At 71.5% G+C, this 20,048-nt stretch carries 24 protein-coding genes; 14 read left to right on the top strand and 10 right to left on the bottom strand.

Annotated elements, in window-relative coordinates; all coding sequences use genetic code 11:
- Nucleotides 1-1,205, top strand: a 1,205-nt coding sequence (locus tag VKG64_16455; GenBank protein HKB26628.1) for an AsmA-like C-terminal region-containing protein, incomplete at its 5' end; no start/stop codon positions are given.
- A gap of 10 nt (nucleotides 1,206-1,215) precedes the next feature.
- A complete protein-coding gene (locus VKG64_16450) occupies nucleotides 1,216-3,213 on the top strand; it encodes an ATP-binding protein (protein HKB26627.1) in 1,998 nt (665 codons plus the stop codon).
- Here the strand turns inward: VKG64_16450 and VKG64_16445 are convergent.
- Nucleotides 3,205-4,026, bottom strand: a complete 822-nt coding sequence (locus tag VKG64_16445; GenBank protein HKB26626.1) for a methyltransferase domain-containing protein — start codon at nucleotides 4,024-4,026, stop codon at nucleotides 3,205-3,207. The genes VKG64_16450 and VKG64_16445 overlap by 9 nt on opposite strands.
- Before the next feature lie 75 nt (nucleotides 4,027-4,101).
- On the opposite strand from VKG64_16445, the gene VKG64_16440 reads away from it, so the two are divergent.
- From VKG64_16440 to VKG64_16420, 5 genes are read left to right on the top strand one after another with little or no spacing between them, the layout of a single operon-like run.
- Nucleotides 4,102-5,232, top strand: coding sequence for a citrate/2-methylcitrate synthase (locus VKG64_16440; GenBank protein ID HKB26625.1), 1,131 nt, complete (start codon nucleotides 4,102-4,104; stop codon nucleotides 5,230-5,232).
- A gap of 42 nt (nucleotides 5,233-5,274) precedes the next feature.
- Nucleotides 5,275-5,943 (top strand): glycosyltransferase, encoded by a 669-nt coding sequence (locus VKG64_16435; protein ID HKB26624.1) that lies wholly within the window; start codon nucleotides 5,275-5,277, stop codon nucleotides 5,941-5,943.
- Nucleotides 5,940-7,103, top strand: a complete 1,164-nt coding sequence (locus tag VKG64_16430) for a Gfo/Idh/MocA family oxidoreductase (GenBank protein HKB26623.1) — start codon at nucleotides 5,940-5,942, stop codon at nucleotides 7,101-7,103. Before VKG64_16435 ends, VKG64_16430 begins: the two co-directional genes overlap by 4 nt.
- Nucleotides 7,100-7,957, top strand: coding sequence for a diaminopimelate epimerase (dapF, locus tag VKG64_16425; protein HKB26622.1), 858 nt, complete (start codon nucleotides 7,100-7,102; stop codon nucleotides 7,955-7,957). The genes VKG64_16430 and dapF overlap by 4 nt, the downstream gene beginning before the upstream one ends.
- The gene (locus VKG64_16420; GenBank protein HKB26621.1) at nucleotides 7,954-8,538 is read left to right on the top strand and encodes a TIGR00730 family Rossman fold protein; all 585 of its coding nucleotides are present in this window, start codon (nucleotides 7,954-7,956) and stop codon (nucleotides 8,536-8,538) included. The genes dapF and VKG64_16420 overlap by 4 nt, the downstream gene beginning before the upstream one ends.
- Here the strand turns inward: VKG64_16420 and VKG64_16415 are convergent.
- The 3 genes from VKG64_16415 to VKG64_16405 are packed head-to-tail and all read right to left on the bottom strand — an operon-like array spanning nucleotide 8,535 to nucleotide 10,316.
- Nucleotides 8,535-9,131 carry a ferritin-like domain-containing protein gene (locus VKG64_16415; GenBank protein HKB26620.1) on the bottom strand — a complete coding sequence of 199 codons (597 nt, stop codon included), beginning with the start codon at nucleotides 9,129-9,131 and terminating at the stop codon, nucleotides 8,535-8,537. The two genes, VKG64_16420 and VKG64_16415, sit on opposite strands and share 4 nt — an antisense overlap.
- Nucleotides 9,128-9,586: a thiol-disulfide oxidoreductase DCC family protein gene (locus VKG64_16410; protein ID HKB26619.1), complete on the bottom strand. Its 459-nt coding sequence runs from the start codon at nucleotides 9,584-9,586 to the stop codon at nucleotides 9,128-9,130. The genes VKG64_16415 and VKG64_16410 overlap by 4 nt, the downstream gene beginning before the upstream one ends.
- Before the next feature lie 22 nt (nucleotides 9,587-9,608).
- Nucleotides 9,609-10,316 (bottom strand): 5-formyltetrahydrofolate cyclo-ligase, encoded by a 708-nt coding sequence (locus VKG64_16405; GenBank protein HKB26618.1) that lies wholly within the window; start codon nucleotides 10,314-10,316, stop codon nucleotides 9,609-9,611.
- Nucleotides 10,317-10,341: 25 nt separating this feature from the next.
- On the opposite strand from VKG64_16405, the gene VKG64_16400 reads away from it, so the two are divergent.
- Genes VKG64_16400 through VKG64_16390 form a run of 3 tightly spaced genes read left to right on the top strand, consistent with a single transcriptional unit; the run spans nucleotide 10,342 to nucleotide 11,739 of the window.
- Entirely contained in the window at nucleotides 10,342-10,710 is a 369-nt protein-coding gene (locus tag VKG64_16400) for a hypothetical protein (protein ID HKB26617.1), read from the top strand.
- A gap of 13 nt (nucleotides 10,711-10,723) precedes the next feature.
- Entirely contained in the window at nucleotides 10,724-10,906 is a 183-nt protein-coding gene (locus VKG64_16395) for a hypothetical protein (GenBank protein HKB26616.1), read from the top strand.
- Nucleotides 10,903-11,739 carry a cobalamin-binding protein gene (locus VKG64_16390; GenBank protein HKB26615.1) on the top strand — a complete coding sequence of 279 codons (837 nt, stop codon included), beginning with the start codon at nucleotides 10,903-10,905 and terminating at the stop codon, nucleotides 11,737-11,739. The genes VKG64_16395 and VKG64_16390 overlap by 4 nt, the downstream gene beginning before the upstream one ends.
- A gap of 13 nt (nucleotides 11,740-11,752) precedes the next feature.
- Here the strand turns inward: VKG64_16390 and VKG64_16385 are convergent, their stop codons facing one another.
- Complete coding sequence (locus VKG64_16385; GenBank protein HKB26614.1) at nucleotides 11,753-11,908, bottom strand: hypothetical protein; 156 nt, start codon at nucleotides 11,906-11,908, stop codon at nucleotides 11,753-11,755.
- Between the two features lie 5 nt (nucleotides 11,909-11,913).
- On the bottom strand, nucleotides 11,914-12,378 hold the full coding sequence (locus tag VKG64_16380; GenBank protein ID HKB26613.1) for a RidA family protein: 465 nt from the start codon (nucleotides 12,376-12,378) through the stop codon (nucleotides 11,914-11,916).
- A gap of 40 nt (nucleotides 12,379-12,418) precedes the next feature.
- Between VKG64_16380 and VKG64_16375 the strand changes: the two genes are divergently transcribed.
- From VKG64_16375 to VKG64_16365, 3 genes are all read left to right on the top strand, one after another.
- Complete coding sequence (locus VKG64_16375; protein ID HKB26612.1) at nucleotides 12,419-13,240, top strand: NUDIX domain-containing protein; 822 nt, start codon at nucleotides 12,419-12,421, stop codon at nucleotides 13,238-13,240.
- Nucleotides 13,241-13,345: 105 nt separating this feature from the next.
- Nucleotides 13,346-13,696, top strand: a complete 351-nt coding sequence (locus VKG64_16370; protein HKB26611.1) for a hypothetical protein — start codon at nucleotides 13,346-13,348, stop codon at nucleotides 13,694-13,696.
- Between the two features lie 213 nt (nucleotides 13,697-13,909).
- A complete protein-coding gene (locus VKG64_16365; protein ID HKB26610.1) occupies nucleotides 13,910-14,287 on the top strand; it encodes an HNH endonuclease in 378 nt (125 codons plus the stop codon).
- Nucleotides 14,288-14,417: 130 nt separating this feature from the next.
- Here VKG64_16365 and VKG64_16360 read toward each other — a convergent pair whose 3' ends face one another.
- The 4 genes from VKG64_16360 to VKG64_16345 are packed head-to-tail and all read right to left on the bottom strand — an operon-like array spanning nucleotide 14,418 to nucleotide 17,960.
- Nucleotides 14,418-14,708, bottom strand: a complete 291-nt coding sequence (locus VKG64_16360) for a hypothetical protein (GenBank protein HKB26609.1) — start codon at nucleotides 14,706-14,708, stop codon at nucleotides 14,418-14,420.
- Between the two features lie 43 nt (nucleotides 14,709-14,751).
- Nucleotides 14,752-15,993, bottom strand: a complete 1,242-nt coding sequence (ccrA, locus tag VKG64_16355) for a crotonyl-CoA carboxylase/reductase (GenBank protein HKB26608.1) — start codon at nucleotides 15,991-15,993, stop codon at nucleotides 14,752-14,754.
- A gap of 23 nt (nucleotides 15,994-16,016) precedes the next feature.
- Complete coding sequence (locus VKG64_16350; protein ID HKB26607.1) at nucleotides 16,017-16,928, bottom strand: ABC transporter substrate-binding protein; 912 nt, start codon at nucleotides 16,926-16,928, stop codon at nucleotides 16,017-16,019.
- 15 nt (nucleotides 16,929-16,943) lie between these two features.
- Nucleotides 16,944-17,960 carry a TIGR03617 family F420-dependent LLM class oxidoreductase gene (locus VKG64_16345; protein HKB26606.1) on the bottom strand — a complete coding sequence of 339 codons (1,017 nt, stop codon included), beginning with the start codon at nucleotides 17,958-17,960 and terminating at the stop codon, nucleotides 16,944-16,946.
- Nucleotides 17,961-18,076: 116 nt separating this feature from the next.
- Between VKG64_16345 and VKG64_16340 the strand changes: the two genes are divergently transcribed.
- Nucleotides 18,077-20,048, top strand: a 1,972-nt coding sequence (locus VKG64_16340) for an AAA family ATPase (protein HKB26605.1), incomplete at its 3' end; no start/stop codon positions are given.

The raw sequence follows: 20,048 nt of genomic DNA, 5'->3' as shown, positions 1-20,048 counted from the left end.
GCGGCGCGGGCCGCGCCGGGCGCGCGGGCGGCGGGGCGGGCGGGGGTGCGCCCGGCGCGCTGCCGGGACGCGTGACGATCGAGAAGGGCACCGTCACCTACGTGGCCCGCGGCGGGGGGGGCGCGCTCGCGAACTACCGCGTGGAGGACCTCGACCTCACGCTGGGCGCGCGCGGCGGGGCGCTCACGCTCGAGGGCGCGGCGCGCGTCCAGCCGGGCGACCTTCGCGTGACGATCGCCGACGGCCGGCTCGCGCTGAACGGCAAGAGCGTGCTCGAGGCCCCCCTCCACGCCCGCGTCGGCGTCGAGGGCAAGGACGTCGCGGGGCTGGTCGCCGCGGGCCTCGGCCGGGCGCCGGCGATCGCGGGCCCCATCAAGGGCGCGTTCGTCCTGAGCGGCACGCTCGGCGCGCCAAAGGCCGCGGGCGCGGTCGAGCTGGCAAGCGCGCGCGTCACGCAGGAGGTCGCCGCCTGCGCCGAGCCCAGGCGGCGCACGCTGACGCTGGTACCGCTGAAGCTCGAGAGCGTGGCCTGGGACGGGGCGCGGCTCACGAGCCGCCCCGTCAGCGCGGGCCTCGCGGGCGGGACGATCTCGCTGAGCCTCGCGGCGACGCTCGACCGCGGCACGCGCGTCGAGCTCGGCGACCTCGCCATCAAGGGGCTCCCCGTCGAGCGTGTGCTGGTGGACTTCCTTTGCCAGAGCTACGCGGTGACGGGCCCGCTCGACCTCGACGGCGCGCTCGCCTTCAGCGCCGCCGACATCTGGAACACGCTCTCCGGCCCTGGCCGGCTGCGGATCGGTCCGGGCCACGTCGTCGGCACCCAGGCGCTCGAGCTGCTCGGCGGCCTCGTCCGGGTGGGTGGCGCGGTTTCCGCGCTCCTCGGCACCGACGTGCCCTCCGGCGCGCCGCTCGAGTTCGACTCGATCACCGGGACCTACCAGATCGCGAACGGCGTCGTGACGACCCGCGACCTCCTCTACGCGAGCCGCCTCATGAGGGTGGCCGTCGCGGGCCAGTACGGCCTCGCGACGGGCCGGATGAACCTCGACGTCGTCGTGAGCCGCGACAAGGCCGAGGTGAAGGCGAAGGTGACGGGCCCGGCGGCGTCGCCGTCCATCCGGGTCGAGCCCGCGTCGCTCGTCCGCGACGCCGACCGTAAGAAGATCGAGGGCGAATTGAAGGATCTGCTCAAGCGGTTCCGCTGAGGCCCCGGCGATGCGACCAGGCTCGTTCTTCTCCGAGACCATCGGGCTGCGGCGCGCGGCGGCCATCATCTTCACGCTCGCGGCCCTCCTGCCGCTGCTGGCGCTCCTGCCCGTCCTGCGCACGAGCGGCGCCCTGTGGACGCTCGAGACGCAGATCAGCCTGCTGCTCTCGCTCGTGCTCGCGGTCCTCGGCTTCGTCGTCCTCCGGGGGATGGTCGGGCAGATCACGCGCCTCGCCGCGGCGGTCGCGGTGCCCGAGCCGGGCGCGGCGCCGGGCGACGGGATCGTCGAGTCGGCCGTGCCCGGCCTCGGCCGCGTCACGGAGATCGGCCAGATCGGCGGCGCGTTCGCGCGGATGCTCGAGGAGCTGCGCGCGTCCACCGACCGGCTGCAAGACCTGGTCTTCAAGCTCTCGGCGCTGAACGAGCTGGTCGAGCTGGCCTCGCGGGTTCCCAAGATGCAGGACCTCCTGAACCTCGTGCTCGAGCGCAGCATGCGCACGGTGCGCGCGCGCAGCGGGGCGATCATGCTGCTCGACCCGGAGCGCCGCGTGCTCCGCGCCGTCGCGGCGCGCGGGACGGGCGAGGAGGGCGCGGCGGCACGCGAGGTGCCCGTGGGCGAGGGCATCGCCGGGCGCGTGGCGCAGCTCGGCGAGCCCGAGCTCGCCGGCGACGCGGTCTGCCTGCCGATCCGCGTCGAGGACCGGATCATCGGCGTCGTCACGCTCGCCACGGGCGACCCGGCCCGGAGCTTCGGCCCGACCGACCTCCAGTTCCTCAACACGCTCCTGGCCCAGGTCGCCTACGCGCTCGAGAACGCGCGGCTCCTCGAGGAGGCGCAGCGCTCGGCGGCGCGCCTGCAGCAGGCGTTCGAGGACCTCAAGGCGGCCCAGGCGCGCATCGTCGAGGGCGAGACGCTCCGCGCGATGGGCCAGATGGCCTCGGGCATGGCGCACCACCTGAACAACCTGCTCTCGGTCGTCGCGGGACGGAACCAGCTCCTCCTCCTCAAGGTGCAGGACCCCGGCATCCGCGGGCCGCTCGAGGTCGTGCAGCGGGCGACGCTCGACGCCGCCGAGGTCGTGCGCCGCGTGCTCGGCTTCACCGGCGTCCGGCCCGTCGAGCCCGTGGCGCGCGTGGATCTGAGCAACCTCGTGCGCGAGGTGGTCGAGCTGACGCGCCCGCGCTGGCAGGACCAGGCGCACGTCCGCGGGGCCACGATCGAGGTCGTGCCGCGCCTCGCCCCCGTGCTGCCCGTCGTGGGCGAGGCGCCGTCGCTCCGCGAGGTCATCATGAACCTCCTCCTGAACTCGGTGGACGCGCTCCCCGAGGGCGGCACGATCACGATCACGACGGGCGCGGCCGACGGCCACGTCGTGTGCACGGTCGCCGACACCGGCGTCGGGATGACCGACGAGGTGCGCCGCCGCGCGTTCGAGCCCTTCTTCACGACCAAGGGCCCGCAGAACACGGGCCTCGGGCTCTCCGTGGCCCACGGCATCGCGCAGCGGCATCACGGCGAGCTCTCGATCGAGAGCGAGCCCGGCCGCGGCACCGTCGTGACCCTGCGGCTCCCCGAGGCCGACGCGGCGACGGCGCCGGACGCCCACGCCGCGCCGCCCACGCCGTCGGCGACACCGATCAAGATCCTCCTGATCGACGACGAGGTCCTCGTCCGCCAGGCGCTCGGCGACTCGCTCGGGGTCCTGGGCCACACGGTCGTCGCCGCGGCGAGCGGCCGCGAGGGGCTCGAGCGGCTCGAGTCGGGGGAGCGCGTGGACGTCGTGATCACCGACCTCGGCATGCCCGGGATGAACGGCTGGGACGTGGTGCGCGTGGTCCAGGCCCGCTGGCCGGACCTCCCGATCGGGCTCGTCACCGGCTGGGCCGCGGGCCGCGAGCTCAAGCCCGAGGAGGTCGCGCGCGTGGCCTTCGTGATCGGCAAGCCCTACACGCTCGCCACGCTCGACGCGACGCTCGCGCCGATCCGCCCGCGCGGGTCAGCGTGAGGCGCTGAAGCGCCCGCCGCCGAGCTTGCCCGCCTCGACGAGGCCGCCGAAGAACGCGTAGAGCTCCTCGTACTCGCCGGCGCGTTGGTCGCCGAGCCGCGCCGCCGTGTCGGCGCGCATCGCGCGGAACATGTCGAGGCGCCGCCGGAGGACCGCGCGCCACTCGTCGGACAGGTCCTCGGCCTCGACCGCCGTGAAGCCCGCGCGCCCCAGCAGCGCGCGGTAGGAGTCCAGGGACTGCACGGTGGTCGCCGCCATCCACTCGCGGAGCCGCGCGCGCTCGTGCTCGCCGAGGCCAGGCCGCGCGATCCAGTCCGTGAAGGCGAGCCTGCCGCCGGGCAGGAGAACGCGACGACATTCACTCAGCGTGACGAGCTTGTCGGGGATGTGGAGGAGCGCCTCCTGGCTGACGCAGGCGTCGAAGGCGCCCGCGGCGAACGGAAGCGCCGTGGCGTCGCCGCGGACGACGGGGACGCGCCCGGCGAGCCCCACCAGGCGCGAGAGGCGGGCGGCGCCGGCGGCGCGGCCGGCGTGGAGCTCGAGGGCCACGACGCGGCAGCCGCGCCGGCTCGCGAGGAAGCGGGCCGGGCCGGCGAGGCCCGCGCAGACGTCGAGGACCCGGCTCGCCGCCGTGATCCCGGCCCGCCGGGCCAGCGCGTCCACCGCGGCCAGGCCGCCGTAGTGGTCCTGGTCGAACTCGAACAGCTCGTCGGGGGTGAGGCGGGAGAGGTCGCCGCCGCGGCGGCGCGCGACGGCGGCTAGCACCTGCTGCTTGCTGATAGGGTGGTGGTCGTAGAAGTCGCTCGCGCGCATGGCGGCGGCTTGAAGCGTCCGGCGACGTGTGATAAAAAGCAAGCCGGTTCGCATCTTGCCGCGGCGAGGGAGCCCATGACCATCGAGAGCAAGGGCGGTCTCGAGGACGTCGTCGTCTCGACGTCGGACATCTGCTTCATCGACGGGCGCGAAGGCCGGCTCGTCTATCGCGGCTACGACGTCAACGACCTCGTCGAGCACTCGACCTTCGAGGAGGTGGTCTACCTCCTCTGGCACGGCGGCCTGCCGAGCCGGAAGGAGCTGGAGGTCCACCGGAAGGTGCTCTCGGCGACCGGCACCCGCCGGCTCCCGGCCAAGATGATCGCCATGCTCCGGGCGCTCCCGAAGAAGACGACGCCGATGGAGGTGCTGCGCACGGGCGTGTCGGCACTCGCCGCCTTCGACCCAGACGCGCACGACAACTCGCGCGAGGCCACGGCGCGCAAGGCCCTCCGGCTCACCGCGCAGATGCCGACCCTCGTGGCCGCCTGGGAGCGGATCCGCCGGGGCAAGGCCCTCCTGGCGCCGAACCCCAAGCTCTCGCTCGCCGCCAACTTCATCTACATGCTGCGGGGTACCAGGCCGACGCCGCTCGAGGAGAAAACCTTCGACGTCGCGCTCATCCTGCACGCCGACCACGAGTTCAACGCCTCCACGTTCGCCGCCCGCGTGACGGCCGCGACCATGTCGGACCTCCACTCGGCGATCGTCTCCGCGATCGGCGCCCTCAAGGGCCCGCTCCACGGCGGCGCGAACGAGCAGGTCATGCTGATGGTCGAGCAGATCGGGACCCCGGCGAAGGCCGAGGCGTGGATCCGGAAGGCGCTCGCCGACCACGCGCGCGTCATGGGCTTCGGCCACCGCGTCTACCGCGTGGAGGACCCGCGCGCCAAGCACCTGCGCCGGCTCGCGGCGGAGCTCGGGCGGCAGGCGGGCAACACGAGCTACGTCGAGATCCTCGACACGGTCGCCCGCGTCGTCAGCCAGGAGAAGCACATCTTCCCGAACGTGGACCTCTACTCGGGCGCCGCGTACAAGTCCATGGGGATCCCGACCGACCAGTTCACGCCGATCTTCGCGATCAGCCGGGTCGCGGGGTGGGCCGCGCACGTCATGGAGCAGCACGCCAACAACCGGCTCATCCGCCCCCGCGCGGAGTACACCGGGCCGACGCACGCCACGTACGTCCCGATCGACCGCCGCTAGGCCGCGGCGGGCCCCGCCCTGGGCGCGCGGGTCACGATCGCGATGGTGGTGTTCAACCAGCTCGCGCTCACGCGCGCCTGCCTCGAGAGCCTGCGGGCCACGACCGAGCCGTTCAGGCTCGTCGTCGTGGACAACGGCTCGACCGACGACACGCCCCGCTTCTTCGAGCGCTTCGACCACCCGTGGCCGCTGCGCTACGAGCGGAACAGCGCGAACCACTCGGTGATCGCGGCGCTGAACCAGGCCTGGCGGCTCAGCGGGACCGAGAACGTCTGCGTCATCCATAACGACACGGAGCTCGTCGAGCCCGCGGGGCTCGCCGGGCTCTACGGCGTCAAGCGGCTGCGCCGGAGCGGGCGCTACGTCGGCCGGACGATCGTCCACCGCCTCGCCGTGGCGCCGACCGTCCGGCCGCCGTGGGAGGAGGTGGCGGTCGTGGACTCGGTCTGCATGTGCCTCGACCGCGACCTCTCGTTCGCGGTGCGCGAGCGCGGCCGGCGCTGCCTCGTCGTGCGCGCGCCCTTCGTCCACCACGGCGGCGGCACGCGCGCCCGCGAGTTCGGCGCGCGGCCCGAGAGCGAGCGGCGCGACCTGGCGGCCCGGCGCGAGGTCATGCAGCGGTTCAGGACGAAGTGGGGCCACCGCCTGCCGTGCGACGTGCGCTCGCGGCGCGAGCGGGTGACGGCCTGGCTCCGGGCGAGGCTCGCGTGACGCCCCTCCGCATCGGCATCGTCGGCGCGCGCTTCGCCGCGGACCTCCACGCGGTGAACTACCGGCCGCTCGTCCCCGCGAAGGTCGAGCTCGCCGCGGTGTGCTCGCGGACGCGCGCCGACGCCGAGGCGTTCGCGCGCCGGCACGGGATCCCACGCGTGTTCACCGACCACCGCGAGCTGGCCGCGTCGCCCGACGTGGACGTCGTGGACGTGTGCACGACGACCGACAGCCACCACGCGATCGCGATCGACGCGGCGCGCGCCGGCAAGCACGTGATCGTCGAGAAGCCGCTGACCGGGGCGTTCTGCGAGGGGACCGAGCCGCGTGAGGCGATGCTGGCCCAGGCGCTGCGGAACTCCGACGCGGTCCTGGACGCCGTCGCGAAGGCCGGGGTGACGCTCTGCTACGCCGAGGACTTCGTCTACGCGCCGCCCGTCGCGAAGCTCCGGCGGCTCCTCGACGCGAGCGGCGGCGTCATCCTCGAGCTGCGCGCGGAGGAGAGCCACTCGGGCTCCCACGCCGCGTACGCGAGCCGCTGGCGGAGCGCGGGGGGCGGCGCGCTCCTCCGCATGGGCTCCCACCCGGTCGGCGTCGTCCTCCACCTCAAGCACTACGAGGGGATCAAGCGGGACGGCCGCCCGATCCGGGCGCGCGCGGTGACGGCCGACGTCGCCCAGCTCACCAAGCTGCCGGCCGTCGCCGACCGCAAGCTGTACATGAGGACGCGCGCCGAGGACGTCGAGGACTGGGCCGTCGCGGTCGTCACCTTCGAGGACGGCACGAAGGCGACCGTGCACTCGAACGACATCACGCTCGGTGGCGTGCGCAACGTGGTCACGGCCTACCTGACGAACGGCGTCGTCCAGGCGAACATCAACCCGAACAACGCCGTCGCCGCCTACGCGCCCGACGGCGCCGTGTGGGGCGACGAGTACATCACCGAGAAGGTCGAGACCAAGGGCGGCTGGCAGTTCCCGAGCCCCGAGGAGGACTGGATGCGCGGCTACCCGCAGGAGCTCGCGGATTTCGTGGACGCGATCCGCGAGCGGCGCGAGCCCCTCTCGGGGGCGCTGCTCGCGCGCGAGGTGGTCGAGGTGATCTACGCGGGGTACCTCTCGGCGGCGACGGGCCGTCGCGTGGAGCTCCACCGGCCATGATCCCGTTCACCAAGGGCCACGGCCTCGGCAACGACTACGTCGTCCTGAACGAGGCCGACCTGCGCGCGCCGCTCTCCGTCCGCGCGATCCAGAAGATCTGCGACAGGAACCGCGGCGTGGGCTCCGACGGGATCCTCCTGCTGGTGCCGACGGCGCGCGCCGACTTCGGCCTGCGCATCTTCAACCCCGACGGGAGCGAGGCCGAGAAGTCGGGCAACGGCCTCCGCATCTTCGCCAAGTACCTCTGGGACCACGGCCACGCGAAGCGGCCGACGTTCACGGTGGACACGAAGGGCGGCGTGGTCGAGTGCCGGTGCCACGTCGCGGACGGCCGCGTCAACTTCGTCACCGTCGAGATGGGGCGCGCGACGTTCCGGGCGCCCGAGATCCCGATGCACGGCCCCGAGCGCGACGTGGTCGGCGTGCCGCTCCAGCTCGGCGACGGCACCACGCTCATGGTGACCGCCGTCTCGATCGGGAACCCCCACTGCGTGACCTTCGTCGAGCGGCTCGACGACGCCGACTGCCGGCGGCTCGGCCCGCTGCTCGAGAACCATCCGGCCTTCCCGAACCGGACGAACGTCCAGTTCGCGCGCGTCCGCGCGCGCGACGCCCTGGACATCCTCATCTGGGAGCGCGGCGCCGGCTACACCCTCGCGTCCGGATCGTCCTCGTGCGGCGCCGCCGCGGCGGCCGTGAGGAACGGGCTCTGCGATCACGGCCGCGTGCGGGTGCGGATGCCGGGCGGCGAGCTCGTCATCGAGGTGCGGCCCGACTGGTCGCTCCGGCTCGAGGGGCCGGTGGAGGAGGTCTTCACGGGGACGCTCTCGGCCGAGTTCGCGGCGTCGCTGTGAAGCGCGTCTGCGTCTTCTGCGGCTCCGCGGAGGGCGCGCGCCCGGTGTACGCGGAGGCCGCGCGCGACCTCGGCGCCGAGCTGGTGCGGCGCGGGCTCGGCCTCGTGTACGGCGGCGGCTCGGTCGGCCTCATGGGCGCCCTCGCCGACGCCGTGCTCGCGGCCGGGGGCGAGGTGGTCGGCGTCATCCCCGGGCCGCTCGCCACCCGCGAGCTCGCACACCCGGGGCTCAGCGAGCTGCGCGTCGTGCCGACCATGCACGAGCGCAAGGCGACGATGGCCCGGCTCTCGGATGCCTTCGTCGCGCTGCCGGGCGGCCTCGGGACGTTCGAGGAGACGCTCGAGGTGCTCACCTGGGCGCAGCTCGGCATCCACGCGAAGCCCGTGGGCGCGCTCGACGTGCAGGGCTACTGGGACGGGCTCCGTCGCATGCTGGCCCACGCGGTCGAGGAGGGATTCGTGCGGCCGGAGTACGCCGCGCTCCTCCTCTGGGGGCGGACGCCCGTGGAGCTCCTCGACCGTCTCGCCGCGTGGCGCCCGCCCGAGTTCACGCGCGCGTGGCTCAGGCCGAGCCAGACCTAGCGCCCCGCCGCGATCACCGCCCCGTCCCGCAGCGGCCCGAGAGGCGCCGTGCCCATCGCGATCATCTCCCGGCTGAAGGAGTCCCGGATCTCACTCCTCGGTGGCGGCGCCGGCCAGAGAGGCAACCACGGAGCCAGGCGATGCGCCTGCACGCGCGACCGAAAATACTGCTCGTGGTCCCATTCGATCTCCGCCATGGCCAGCAGGCAGTCCACGAGCTCCGGCCGGCCCGCTTTCACGGCCAGGCGTGCGGCCGTCTCGTATTCCTTGATGTTGCGGGACTCGAGCCTGCCGGCACCGTACATGGGCGGGAGCCAGCCGACGACGTGACAGAGAAATCCGAGAGTCCGCCCGACCCTGCGGGCGCGTCGTTCCCGTTCTCGGGACGGCGCCGCCCCGATCCGGGAGAGCATCGCACCGACGAGGTCGCGGTGACGCCACTCTTCGTTCTCGATTTTCAGGATCTGCGCGCGGTCCTCGGGGTTGCGGACGGATCGCCAATGGCCCCGGTACGCCCGCGCGGCGGCGAGCTCGCCCGAATAGGCGAATCGCAGGGCGGCCGTGAGCCGCTCGAGATCGTCTGGTCTGCTCATACGCCCCTCCTGTTTCGGGCGAGGAAGCGCCTCTCATGGTCCGGCGTCGGGAGCATACACGACTCGAACTTGCCAAAGATGGCATAGCGGTTCAGCGCGATGCGGTCATAGAGCCAATCTCGCAGGACACTCGGCACGACCCCAAGCGCGGCGGCGAGCCACCAGGGAAACGGCAGACCGCGCATCACGTTGAGAAATGCCGCCGATTTCACGTAGAGCCGCGGCCCCTCGACCAACAGCATCGTCTCGTAGCGGTCCGTCGGCAAGCCATACCAGGCCAGAATGGCCTGTCCTTCCTGGGACTGGATCGAGGCGAGCTTGAACGCGTGCCTTCGATCGAAGCGGATGAGAAATCGTGCCCACGCACCACACAGCCGGCACACGCCGTCGAACAGGACCACGCGGTCATCTGGATCCACGTTCGGCGCCAACGACCGACGCTCGCCCTGCTCCATGCGGGCTCCCTCTAGACGTCACTCATCGCGCGCGGAGCCTCGCGAGGACCGGCATCGCGGCGAGCTGCGCCTCGCCGAGCTCCTCCCAGCGGATGCCCTTCGGCTTCGGGAACGCGCGCCGCGTCCGGATGACCCGCTCCGGCGTCGCGATCAGGTCGAGGGGGACATCGTGGTCCGTCATCGGGAGCGGCCCGTCGAGGACCTGCAGCTCGTGGACCGTCGTCGTGACCGGGGTGTCTTGATCCACGGCGCCGAGCTCGCGGGCCAGGGCGAACTCGAGGTCGCTGTAGCCGCCGCCCTTGCCGACGCGCGCGCCGTCCGGGCTCACGGCGACGCTGCCCGCCACGACGAGGTCGATCGTGCCGAGGGCGCGCGGGGCGACGGGCTCGCCGAGCTTCGCGGCGCCCGCGATCGTCGCGGCCTCGCCGAGCCGCGCGCCGAGCCTCGCCGGGTCGAGCCGGATGAAGCAGCGCGCGTCGCGGAGCCGCGGTACCGCCATGAAGACGAGCTTGCCCTCGCGGAGCGCCCGGAGCCGCACCGCGCGCTGGGGCGCGTCGGGATTGCACTTGAGGCGCTTGGCCGCCTTCCACTCCGGCGTCTCGGCGAGCCGCGCGGCCGCCGCCTCGGCGCCCGCGAAGTTCGGGATGCGGTCGTGGAGCGGCAGGGGAAAGCGCGCCACGCGGCGCTCGGTCAGGAGCGTCCAGACGCGCTCGCGGATCTCCTGCTTCACGCGGCCATGGTACACTCCGGCCGCCGTGATCGCCGCGTGGTGCTGGGAGTTGATCGAGCCGTATCTCAAGCGTAACCTGCTCAATCGCGGCGTCGAGCGCCCGACGCGCCGGCAGATCCTCGAGGAGTTCGCGCGCGTCTGGCCCGAGTTCACCGCGACGCTCGGCGTCCAGGAGCCGCACGCGGGCACGATCCGCTTCAAGTGGCTGGCGCGCCTCCCCGCGGCCGAGATGGAGCCCCTTCTCGAGGACCCGGCCGGCTGGATCCAGGCGCGCTACGGCGGCGGCAAGTTCAAGCTGAACCTGCACCACGGGATGCACTTCGTGAGCACGAAGAACTTCAAGCCCGAGGGGGAGCCGCGCTGGAAAGACGCGCCCGAGCTCGCCCTGGACTGACGGAGAATCCATCATGCCGAGCGAGGAGACGCGCCGCGTGCTGAAGGTGTTCGGGGTGGCCGTGACGAACCTCGAGGACGCGATCGAGCGGAAGGCGCCGCTCGACGAGATCATGAAGTGGGACCGCGAGGTCGCCGAGCGGACGCGCGAGGTCTTCGCGCTGGTGGATCGCCTGCGGAGTCGCCGGATCGCGTGACCGCGCGCGTCGACGCCTCGGGAGTCGCGCTCGCCCTGCCGCGGCCGCCGCGGCGGATCGTCTCGCTGATCCCGAGCACGACGGAGACCCTCTGCGCCCTCGGCCTCGCCGACGCCCTCGTGGGCGTGACCGTCTACTGCCGCGAGCCCGCGGAGGTCACGCGGACGAAGACGCGGATCGGCGGCGAGAAGGATCCCGACCTTGAGAAGATCCGCGCCCTCGCCCCCGACCTCGTCGTCGCCAACGTCGAGGAGAACGTCCGCGCGCACATCGAGACCCTGCGCGCCTGGTCGATCCCCGTCTGGGTCACGTATCCGAAGACCGTCGCCGACGGCCTCCGACTGATCCGCGAGCTCGGGGAGCTGACCGGGGCGTCCGCCAGCGCGGCGACCATCCTCGCCGAGCTCGAGCCGCTCTACGCGCGCGTCAGCGCGGCGAGCGCGACGCGCCCGCCGGTGGACGTCTTCTACGCGATCTGGCGGGAGCCCTACATGACCGTCAACGCCGACACCTACATCAGCGACGTCCTCGCCGTCTGCGGAGGGCGGAACGTCTTCGCCGACCGGCCCGAGCGCTACCCGGCGGTGACGCTCGACGACGTCGCCGCGCGGTGTCCCCGGGTCATCCTGCTGCCCGACGAGCCCTTCAGGTTTCGCGCGGCGCACCTCGCCGACTGGGCGCCGTACCGCGACGTTCCCGCGGTGCGCGGAGGCCGGATCCACCTCGTGGACGGCAAGCCCTTCTCCTGGCACGGCCCCCGCGTCGCCGAGGCGCTGCGCACGGTGCCGGCGCTGCTGGCGGGGACGGCGGGCGCGGACGGGTCGCGGCGCTGACGCGCCGCCGGGCTCAGCCGCGCGGCTCTCGTTCCGGCAGGAAGCGGTCGAGCCAGGGCGCGACGACGACCATGAAGAGGCCGGGGATCGCCACGCCTGCGATGGTGCCGAGGATCGCGAGGAAGACGAGCGAGATGAGCGTGACGGCGAGGTCGAAGAGCGGCGCCACGGCGCTTATTCTACCTCGAGGACCATTTCGATCTCGACGGGAATGCCCATCGGCAGCCCGGCCATGCCCACCGCGGAGCGCGCGTGCTTGCCGGTCGCCTCGCCGAAGACCTGGACCATGAGGTCGGAGAAGCCGTTGATCACCTTGGGCTGGTCGCCGAAGTCCTCGGCGGAGTTCACCATGCCGAGGACCTTGACGACGCGCTTCACCTTGTCGAGGCTCCCGAGCTGCGCGCGCGTCGTCGCGAGCAGCGAGAGCCCGACCTCGCGCGCCACCTGGTAGCCCTGCTCGACGCTGAGCTCGCGGCCGACCTTGCCGCGCGCCATGGGCTTGCCGTCGCTCCGGATCGGACCGTGGCCGGAGACGAACAGGAGGTTGCCGACCCGGACCGCGCCGACGTAGTTCGCGACCGGGGTCGCGGGCGGCGGCAGCGTGATGCTGAGCTCCTTCAAGCGCGCTTCTGCGCCCATGGCGGCGTCTCCTTCGGGAAGGAATGACAGCGGACGCGGAATGGTGGCACACTACACCGTGCCCGTCAAACCGACGCCGGCCACGCCGGCCGCCGCCGCCACGCTGGTCTTGCTCCGCGATCGCCCTTCCGGCGGGTTCGACGTCCTCCTGATGCAGCGCCATCGCGCCAGCACGTTCGCCGCCGGCGACTTCGTCTTCCCGGGGGGCAAGATCGAACCCGACGACGCCCCCGCCAACGCCGCGGCGTGGTGCGCCGGGCCCGATCCGGGCGAGGCGGGCCGCGTGCTCGGCCTCGAGCATGCGCCGCCCGCAGCACTCGCGTACTGGATCGGCGTGATCCGCGAGACGTTCGAGGAGGTGGGGATCCTGCTCGCGCGCGGCTCCGGCGGCGACTCGCTCGGGCTGGATCCGGCGCGGCTCGAAGCGTATCGCCGCGCCTGTCACGCGGACAAGCGCGCGTTCCGGGCGATGCTCACGAGCGAGCGGCTCACCCTGGCGACCGACCGGCTCGTCTACTTCGCCCACTGGATCACGCCGGAGGAATCGCCGCTCCGCTTCGACACGCGCTTCTTCGCGGCCCAGGCGCCGGCGGGGCAGGAGGCGACCGTGGACGGCAAGGAGGTCATCGCGGTCCGCTGGCTCTCGCCACGCGAGGCGATCGAGGCAGCCACGCGCGGCGAGATCTCGCTCCGCAACCCGACCGTGAAGAACCTCATGCTCTTCGAGAGCGCCGGGTCGGCGGCCGAGGCGCTGCGCCGGCTCGCCGGGCGCCCGGTCCCGACGATCCGCCCGCGCGTGCTCGACGAGGGCGGCAAGCGCCGGGTGCTCCTGCCGGGCGACCCCGGCTACGACGAGGCATGACACCGACCTCGTGTGGAATCGGCTGCAGGTGGCCCGGAGCATTGAGCGGACGGGAGGCCGCTTGTCTGAGGGTGCGACATGCCGCTAACATGAGTGCGGGTTCCAATGCAGGGCACAGTCGCGATCACCGATTATGACTGGTATCAGCGACTCCTCGCGCGGTCCGATTCAGAAGAGGTCAATTTCTGGAAGCCATCCGCGACTCGAACTTTCCAGGCGCCCGAGTTCTCGCCCTTCCTCTTCAAGCTCCGAGCACCACACAACGCGATCTGCGGATTCGCATACTTTGCGCGCTATGCCCGCCTGCCGGTCTGGCTGGCGTGGGAAAGCTTTGGCGCCGGGAACGGCTGCGAGAGTCTGCACGAGATGCGCGAGCGGATATCCGAGATCCGCGAGCGGGTGAGGTTTCGCGGGCCAGCCGACACCGAACAGATCGGGTGCGTTCTTCTCGTTTAGCCGGAATTTTTTCCGTCCAGTCACTGGGTCCCGGCGCCGCGCGACTGGCCGGTGCGGACCCAGAGTGACAAGAAGTACCACTTGGACCGGGGAGAGGGTGCCCGGGTCTGGCAGGAGTGTTTAGCCGTCGCGGCGGGTCTTCACGGCGCTCGGTCCCCTCTTGCTGACAGAACTGGCGAGTCGAGTGGATCTCGGTATGGCGCACCCGTTCTTGTGGTGCTGCGGCTCGGCCAAGGAACCTTCCGGGTTGCTGTGACAGAGGCATACCGTCGGGCCTGCGCGATTACAGGCGAGCATTCTCTGCCCGCGCTCGAAGCTGCGCACATCCGATCGTACATGGCCGACGGTCCTCATCGAGTGGCCAACGGGATCCTTCTGCGGGCCGATTTTCACCGGCTCTTCGACCAGGGCTACGTCACCATTACGACCGATCATCAGTTACTTGTAGGCAAGCGGCTTCGTCGGGACTTCGCGAACGGGAGGAGTTACTACCCGTATCAAGGCAAGCTAATCGATCTCCCCAGACGCGAGACGGATCAACCCGCTCGCGAATATCTCGAGTGGCACCGCGAAACCGTGTTTCTGGGCTGAACAGAGTCAATTCCGGCCCTGGAGGCTTGAGATGGAGCTCACCCGTTGGTTCTACGATGTTGAACAGGGAGCTATCCTCGACGTGAATCGGTTTGTGGTGTGCTCGCCCCGACATCCTGAGGATGGGCCGCTACTGGCAATCGGCCCTGAAGCAGTCGAGGCCCTCATTCGTTTCGTAAACAGATGGGACGCCAGCATCTCTGAAGTGGAGCGCCTGCGGAGTGCGGAAGAGCTGGCGCATTCTGTCCGATCGATTGTGGCGCAGCCCTGGGAGCGAGTGAACGAGGAGCGCTGAAGCCAGACGCCAGACGCGTTCTTCGTCGCCGGCCGAGACGGTCGGGACGATCTTGCTGAACTGCCGGCCCTCGGCGAGGCGGCCCTGGGCGGCGGCGCCGTTCTTGAGCCGCACGACCTCGTCCACGATCGGCGCGAGCCGAGATGGAACTCGTCGAACGCGAGCGCCTTCACCGCTGCGCGCCTTGCCCGGGCTTCGGCGCGTTCACGAGGACGGCCATGTTGCCGTACGGGTGCTTGTTCTCGAGCATGAGCTGGTGGCACTCCGGGATGTCGTCGAAGGCGTAGGTCTTCGACAGGCACGGGTCCACCTTGCCCTCGGCCACGAGCTTCGTGACCGCCGCCGCCTGCGCGTCGTTCGAGAGGTGGCTTCCCTGGAAGCGCTTCTGGCGCATCCACTGGTAGCGGAGGTCCATCGTGGCGTTGTAGCCCGTCGTGCCGGCGCAGATGACGACCATCCCGCCCGTCGCGCATACGAAGACCGAAGTCGGCAGCGTCGCCTCGCCCGGGTGCTCGAAGACGATCCTCGGGCTCACGCGCTCGCCGAGGGCGTCCCAGATCGCCTTGCCGAAGGCGCGCGCGCCCTTGGCCCACTCGCCGTAGGCCTTCGCGTCGTCCGTGTCGGGCATCGGCCCCCAGTGGGAGAACCGGCTGCGGTTCACGACGCCGGCGGCGCCGTGGTCGAGGCAGAACTTCTGCTTCGCGTCGTCGGAGACGACGGCGACCGCCCGCCCGCCGAGGGCGCGCGTGATCTCGAGCCCCATGCTCCCGAGGCCTCCCGCCGCCCCCCACACGAGGACGACGTCGCCCGGCTCGACGACGTGCGGCGGCCAGCCCATGAGCATGCGGTACGCGGTGGAGGCGCAGAGGAGATAGCAGCCCGCCTCCTCCCATGTGAGCCGGCGGGGCTTGGGCACGCACTGATGGGCCTGGCAGCGCGCGAACTGGCAGAAGCTCCCGTAGTTAGTCTGGTAGCCCCAGATGCGCGTCGACTCCGCGAGCATCGGATCCTTGCCCGAGCGCACCCACGGGTCATCGGGCCGCCACCAGCCGCTGTGCACGACGACCTCGTCGCCGACCTTGACACTCGTGACGTCCTTGCCGACGGCCCAGACGACGCCCGAGCAGTCGCTGCCGCCCGCGTGGAAGTCCTCGGGCTCGCCGGCCTTCTGCCGCTCGGCGATCACGTCGAGCGGAGTCCCGAGGGCGGCCCACACGTTGTTGTAGTTGATCCCCGAGGCCATGACGTAGACCAGCACCTCGTCGGCGCCGATCGCGGGCGTCGGGATGACCTCCCGCTTCCAGGCCTCGCGCGGCGGGCCGAAGCGGCTCTGCCGGACGACGTAGGCGTGCATCCGCTTCGGCACTTCGCCGAGCGGCGGTCGCTCCCCGAGCGCGTACAGGTCTGCCATGACGTCAGCGACCTCCTTTCCGGTCAGTCACCGTAGAGCTTCTTCACGAAGCCGGTCCGCTCGAGGTCGTCGAGGAACGAGGTGTCCACGATGTCCGCGGGCGAGAGGCCCTCTGCGGCGGGCCGCTCGAGCGCCACCTCGTCCAGGAGCCGCTGCATCGCCTGCGGGCTCGGACGGGGCAGCGCCTGGAACCGTGAGACGTGAAAGTCGTACGCCTCCTCGACCGTGCGCCGGTCCGGGAACTCGAGGAACTTCTGGAGCAGCGGGAGCACCGCCGCGCGCTTCGTCTTGAAGAAGTGGATCGTCTCGACGTACCCCTGGACGAGCCGCCCGACGAGTGAGCGGTCGGCGGCGATCAGCCGGCGCGTGCAGCCCACCACGGCCGTGTGGAAGCCGGTGCTCGGCGGATCGAGCACGTTCAGGCCGAACTCTCGCGGCCCGCGGAAGCGGTAGTCGAAGGGGAGCACGCCGGCGTCGATCTGGCCCGCGGCGAGGGCCCCGTAGATCTTGGCGTTCGTCTCGAGTGACACGAGCGCCGCGGTCACGCCCCACGCCCGGAGCGCCACGTGAAGCGTGACGCCCGTCTGCCCGATCTCGCTGAGCACGCCGATGCGCGCGCCGGCGAGCTGCGCCGGCCGCGAGATGCTCCGGCGGGCCAGGATGGGCACGCCCGTCCACGACGGCACGGTCGGCGCGAGGAGGATGACCGCCTCGTCGCCCGCGAGGACGCTCTCGACGAGCGACGCGGTGCCCATCTCGGCGAACTCCCAGTCGCCCCGCGCGAGACCGGCCGCCGCTTCCGGGCCGCCGGTCTCGACCGCCGGGAAGGAGACGTCGAGCTCGAGACGCTCGAAGATGCCTGCTTCCATCCCGATCCAGCCGAGACTCTGGATCGTGGCGCGAAATCCGGTCGCGATGCGGGCGCGTGTCTCCATGATGGATCGAGCGGCCTACCCGTTGAACTCCTTGACCAGGCGCGGCAGGCGCGGGTCGTCGAGCCCCGGCTGGTAGGGCTGGTAGAGCGAGGTGCGGTCGAGCAGCGTCGCGTAGCGCTCGCGGATCTTCCGCCCGATCGTCTCGTACGTTCCCGTGACGGCGAACGCGTCCACCATCTCGTCGGTGACGAGGTCGGCCATGCCCTTCCAGTCGCCCTCGACGGACTTGCGATGGAGCGCGGGCGTCAGGTCCTGCCAGCCGTGGGCCGCGAGCACCGGCTCGTACGTGCGCGTCGAGGCGTAGAAGGCGATCTGCTGCTTCACCGACCGGCGGCTCTCGGCGAGCTCCTGCTCCGTGTCGCCGACGACGACGAACGTGGACGTGACGTAGGTGAAGTCCTCGCGCTTCCTGCCCGAGACCGCGAGGCCCTCGTTCACCGCGGGCTGCACGTACTCGCGCAGGTACGTCGGGCTGTTGAACGGGTGGACGTGGAGGCCGTTGCACACCTCGCCCGCGATCCGGCACATGTACTGGTTCACGCCCGCGATGTAGACGGGCACCTTCGGGTGCGCGATCGGGCCGGGGTTGAAGAAGGGCGTCATCAGGTCGAAGCGGTAGAAGCGACCCTTGAAGTTGAGCTTGGTCCCGTTCTGCCAGGCGTCCCAGATGGTCCGCAGGGCGAGGACGACCTCGCGCATCTTCGGCCCGGGCGACTCGAACTTCACCGAGAAGCGGCGCTCGTTGTGGCCCTTCACCTGGGTGCCGAGCCCGAGGATGAAGCGCCCGTCCGAGGCCTTCTGGAGGTCCCACGCGATGTGGGCGAGGACCATCGGGCTCCGCGGGAACGTCACCGCGATCGCGGTGCCGAGCTTGATCGTCGAGGTGACGGTGGCCGCGACCGCCAGCGGGAGGAAGGGATCGTGCTGGGTCTCCGAGGACCAGAGGCAGTCGTACCCCATCGCCTCGACCTTGCGGGCGTAGCCCGGGATCGACTTGAGATCGTGGGTCAGCATGCCGACGTCGAGCTTCACGGGCGTCTCCTTTGATCGAGTGGCCTATTGTAGCGAGGCCGGGCGCTCCTTGACCACCGGATGACGGAGGCATAATCTCGTCCCCGATCCCGCCGTGAGACCCGGCGGGACACCACATGCAATGTCTCCAGTGTCACCGAGAGGTTCCCGCCGACGCCCAGTTCTGTCCGGAGTGCGGGGCCCGCTTGGCCGTCGCGTGCCCGGAGTGTGGCACCGACAATAGCCGCGCCCACAAATTCTGCAAGCAATGCGGCCGTTCGCTCGTCGCCGCCGCCGCGACGGACAGGGACCCGGCGCGGTTCGCCTCGCCCCAGAGCTACACGCCGCGGCACCTCGCCGAAAAGATCCTGACATCCAAGAGCGCGCTGGAGGGCGAGCGCAAGCAGGTCACCGTGCTGTTCTGCGACATCGCCAGCTCGACGGCGCTGGCGGAACGCCTGGGCGCCGAGACGATGCACGAGGTGCTCGAGCGATTCTTCGAGCTGGTGCTGGCCGAGGTCCACCACTACGAGGGCACGGTCAATCAGTTCCTGGGCGACGGCGTCATGGCGCTGTTCGGCGCGCCCATCGCGCACGAGGACGACGCACGGCGCGCCGTGCTGGCGGCCCTCGGCATCCAGGGCAGCCTCCGCGACCGCCGGGCGCTGTCGGCCGACGTCACCGTCGACGTCACCGTCCGGATGGGGATCAATACCGGCTACGTCGTGGTCGGCACGATCGGTGACAACCTGCGTATGGACTACACGGCGGTCGGGGACACGACCAACCTCGCCGCACGGCTGCAGCAGGCGGCCGAGCCGGGCACGGTGCTGATCAGCGCAGCGACGTACCGCCTGGTCCACGGGGGCGTCCGCGTCGAGCCCATCGCGCCTCTCCACGTCAAAGGCAAGAGCGAGCCGGTCGCCGCGTACCGGCTCGTCGGGCTGGCCGCGCGCCGCTCGGCGCTCGACGAGCGCCCGACGCGCTCGCTCGGCCGGTTCGTGGGGCGCGAGCGCGAAGCGGGCGTGCTCCAGGATCTCTTCGCTCAGGTCGCGGACGGACACGGCCAGGTCGTCGGCGTGGTGGGCGAGCCCGGCATGGGGAAGTCGCGGCTCCTCCACGAGTTCCGACGCGGGCTCGGGAGCCGCCCCGCGACGGTCCTCGAGGGCCGCTGCGTGTCCTACGGTGGCTCGATTCCGTACCTGCCCATCGTCGAGATCCTCCGCAACAACTGCGGGATCGTCGACGGCGACGGCCCCGACATCGTCGCCGAGCGCCTGGCCGCCGGCCTGCGCGAAGTCGGGATGGCGCCCGAGGAGTGGACGATGTACCTGCTCCATTTACTCGGCGTCAAAGACGACAGTGGGGCGATCGAGGCCCTGAGCCCCGAGGCGATCAAGGCGCGGACCTTCGAGACCCTGCGACAGCTGAGCCTCAAGGGGAGCCGCCGCCGGCCGCTGATCTTCATCGTCGAGGACGTGCACTGGATCGACAAGACGTCCGAGGAGTACCTCGCCTCGCTGGTGGAGAACCTGACCGCGGCGCCCATCCTCCTCATCACGACCTACCGACCCGGCTACCGGCCGCCGTGGATGGATCGCTCCTACGCCACGCAGATCACCCTCCGGCCCCTGGCGCGCCAGGACGGGCTGGTCGTGGTCCAGTCCGCGCTGCAGGGCGAGCGGCTGTCCACCTCGCTGTCCGAGACGATCCTGAGCCGGGCGGAGGGCAATCCGTTCTTCCTCGAAGAGCTGGCGCTGGCGATCGGCGACGAGCGAGAGTCCGCTCACGCGATCCCCCACACCGTGCAGGGCGTCATCATGGCGCGCATCGACCGGCTCTCCGAGGACACCAAGCGCCTGGTGCGGACGGCGTCCGTCCTCGGGCGTGAGTTCCCGCAGAAGCTCCTCGACCGCATCTGGGACGGCGCGGGCGCGCTCCACCCCCACCTCCTCGAGCTCAAGCGCCTGGAGTTCGTCTATGAGCGCGCCGGGGCCGAGGAGCCCGTGTACGTCTTCAAGCACGCGCTCACCCAGGATGTCGCGTACGACGGCCTGCTGACGCATCGGCGACAGACCCTGCACGGAGCGGCGGGCCGGGCGCTCGAGG

It is taken from the genome of Candidatus Methylomirabilota bacterium (genome assembly GCA_035260325.1).
Taxonomy (GTDB): domain Bacteria; phylum Methylomirabilota; class Methylomirabilia; order Rokubacteriales; family CSP1-6; genus AR19.
Note: the sequence above shows the minus strand (reverse complement) of the source record. Positions and strands in the feature narration are given on the sequence as shown.

Excerpts from the sequence above, each read along its gene's own strand:
- VKG64_16450 (HKB26627.1), top strand. The coding sequence starts at position 1,216 with ATGCGACCAGGCTCGTTCTTCTCCGAGACCATCGGGCTGCGGCGCGCG.
- VKG64_16445 (HKB26626.1), bottom strand. The coding sequence starts at position 4,026 with ATGCGCGCGAGCGACTTCTACGACCACCACCCTATCAGCAAGCAGCAG.
- VKG64_16440 (HKB26625.1), top strand. The coding sequence starts at position 4,102 with ATGACCATCGAGAGCAAGGGCGGTCTCGAGGACGTCGTCGTCTCGACG.
- VKG64_16435 (HKB26624.1), top strand. The coding sequence starts at position 5,275 with ATGGTGGTGTTCAACCAGCTCGCGCTCACGCGCGCCTGCCTCGAGAGC.
- dapF (HKB26622.1), top strand. The coding sequence starts at position 7,100 with ATGATCCCGTTCACCAAGGGCCACGGCCTCGGCAACGACTACGTCGTC.
- VKG64_16415 (HKB26620.1), bottom strand. The coding sequence starts at position 9,131 with ATGAGCAGACCAGACGATCTCGAGCGGCTCACGGCCGCCCTGCGATTC.
- VKG64_16410 (HKB26619.1), bottom strand. The coding sequence starts at position 9,586 with ATGGAGCAGGGCGAGCGTCGGTCGTTGGCGCCGAACGTGGATCCAGAT.
- VKG64_16395 (HKB26616.1), top strand. The coding sequence starts at position 10,724 with ATGCCGAGCGAGGAGACGCGCCGCGTGCTGAAGGTGTTCGGGGTGGCC.
- VKG64_16380 (HKB26613.1), bottom strand. The coding sequence starts at position 12,378 with ATGGGCGCAGAAGCGCGCTTGAAGGAGCTCAGCATCACGCTGCCGCCG.
- VKG64_16375 (HKB26612.1), top strand. The coding sequence starts at position 12,419 with ATGGTGGCACACTACACCGTGCCCGTCAAACCGACGCCGGCCACGCCG.
- VKG64_16370 (HKB26611.1), top strand. The coding sequence starts at position 13,346 with ATGCAGGGCACAGTCGCGATCACCGATTATGACTGGTATCAGCGACTC.
- ccrA (HKB26608.1), bottom strand. The coding sequence starts at position 15,993 with ATGGCAGACCTGTACGCGCTCGGGGAGCGACCGCCGCTCGGCGAAGTG.
- VKG64_16350 (HKB26607.1), bottom strand. The coding sequence starts at position 16,928 with ATGGAGACACGCGCCCGCATCGCGACCGGATTTCGCGCCACGATCCAG.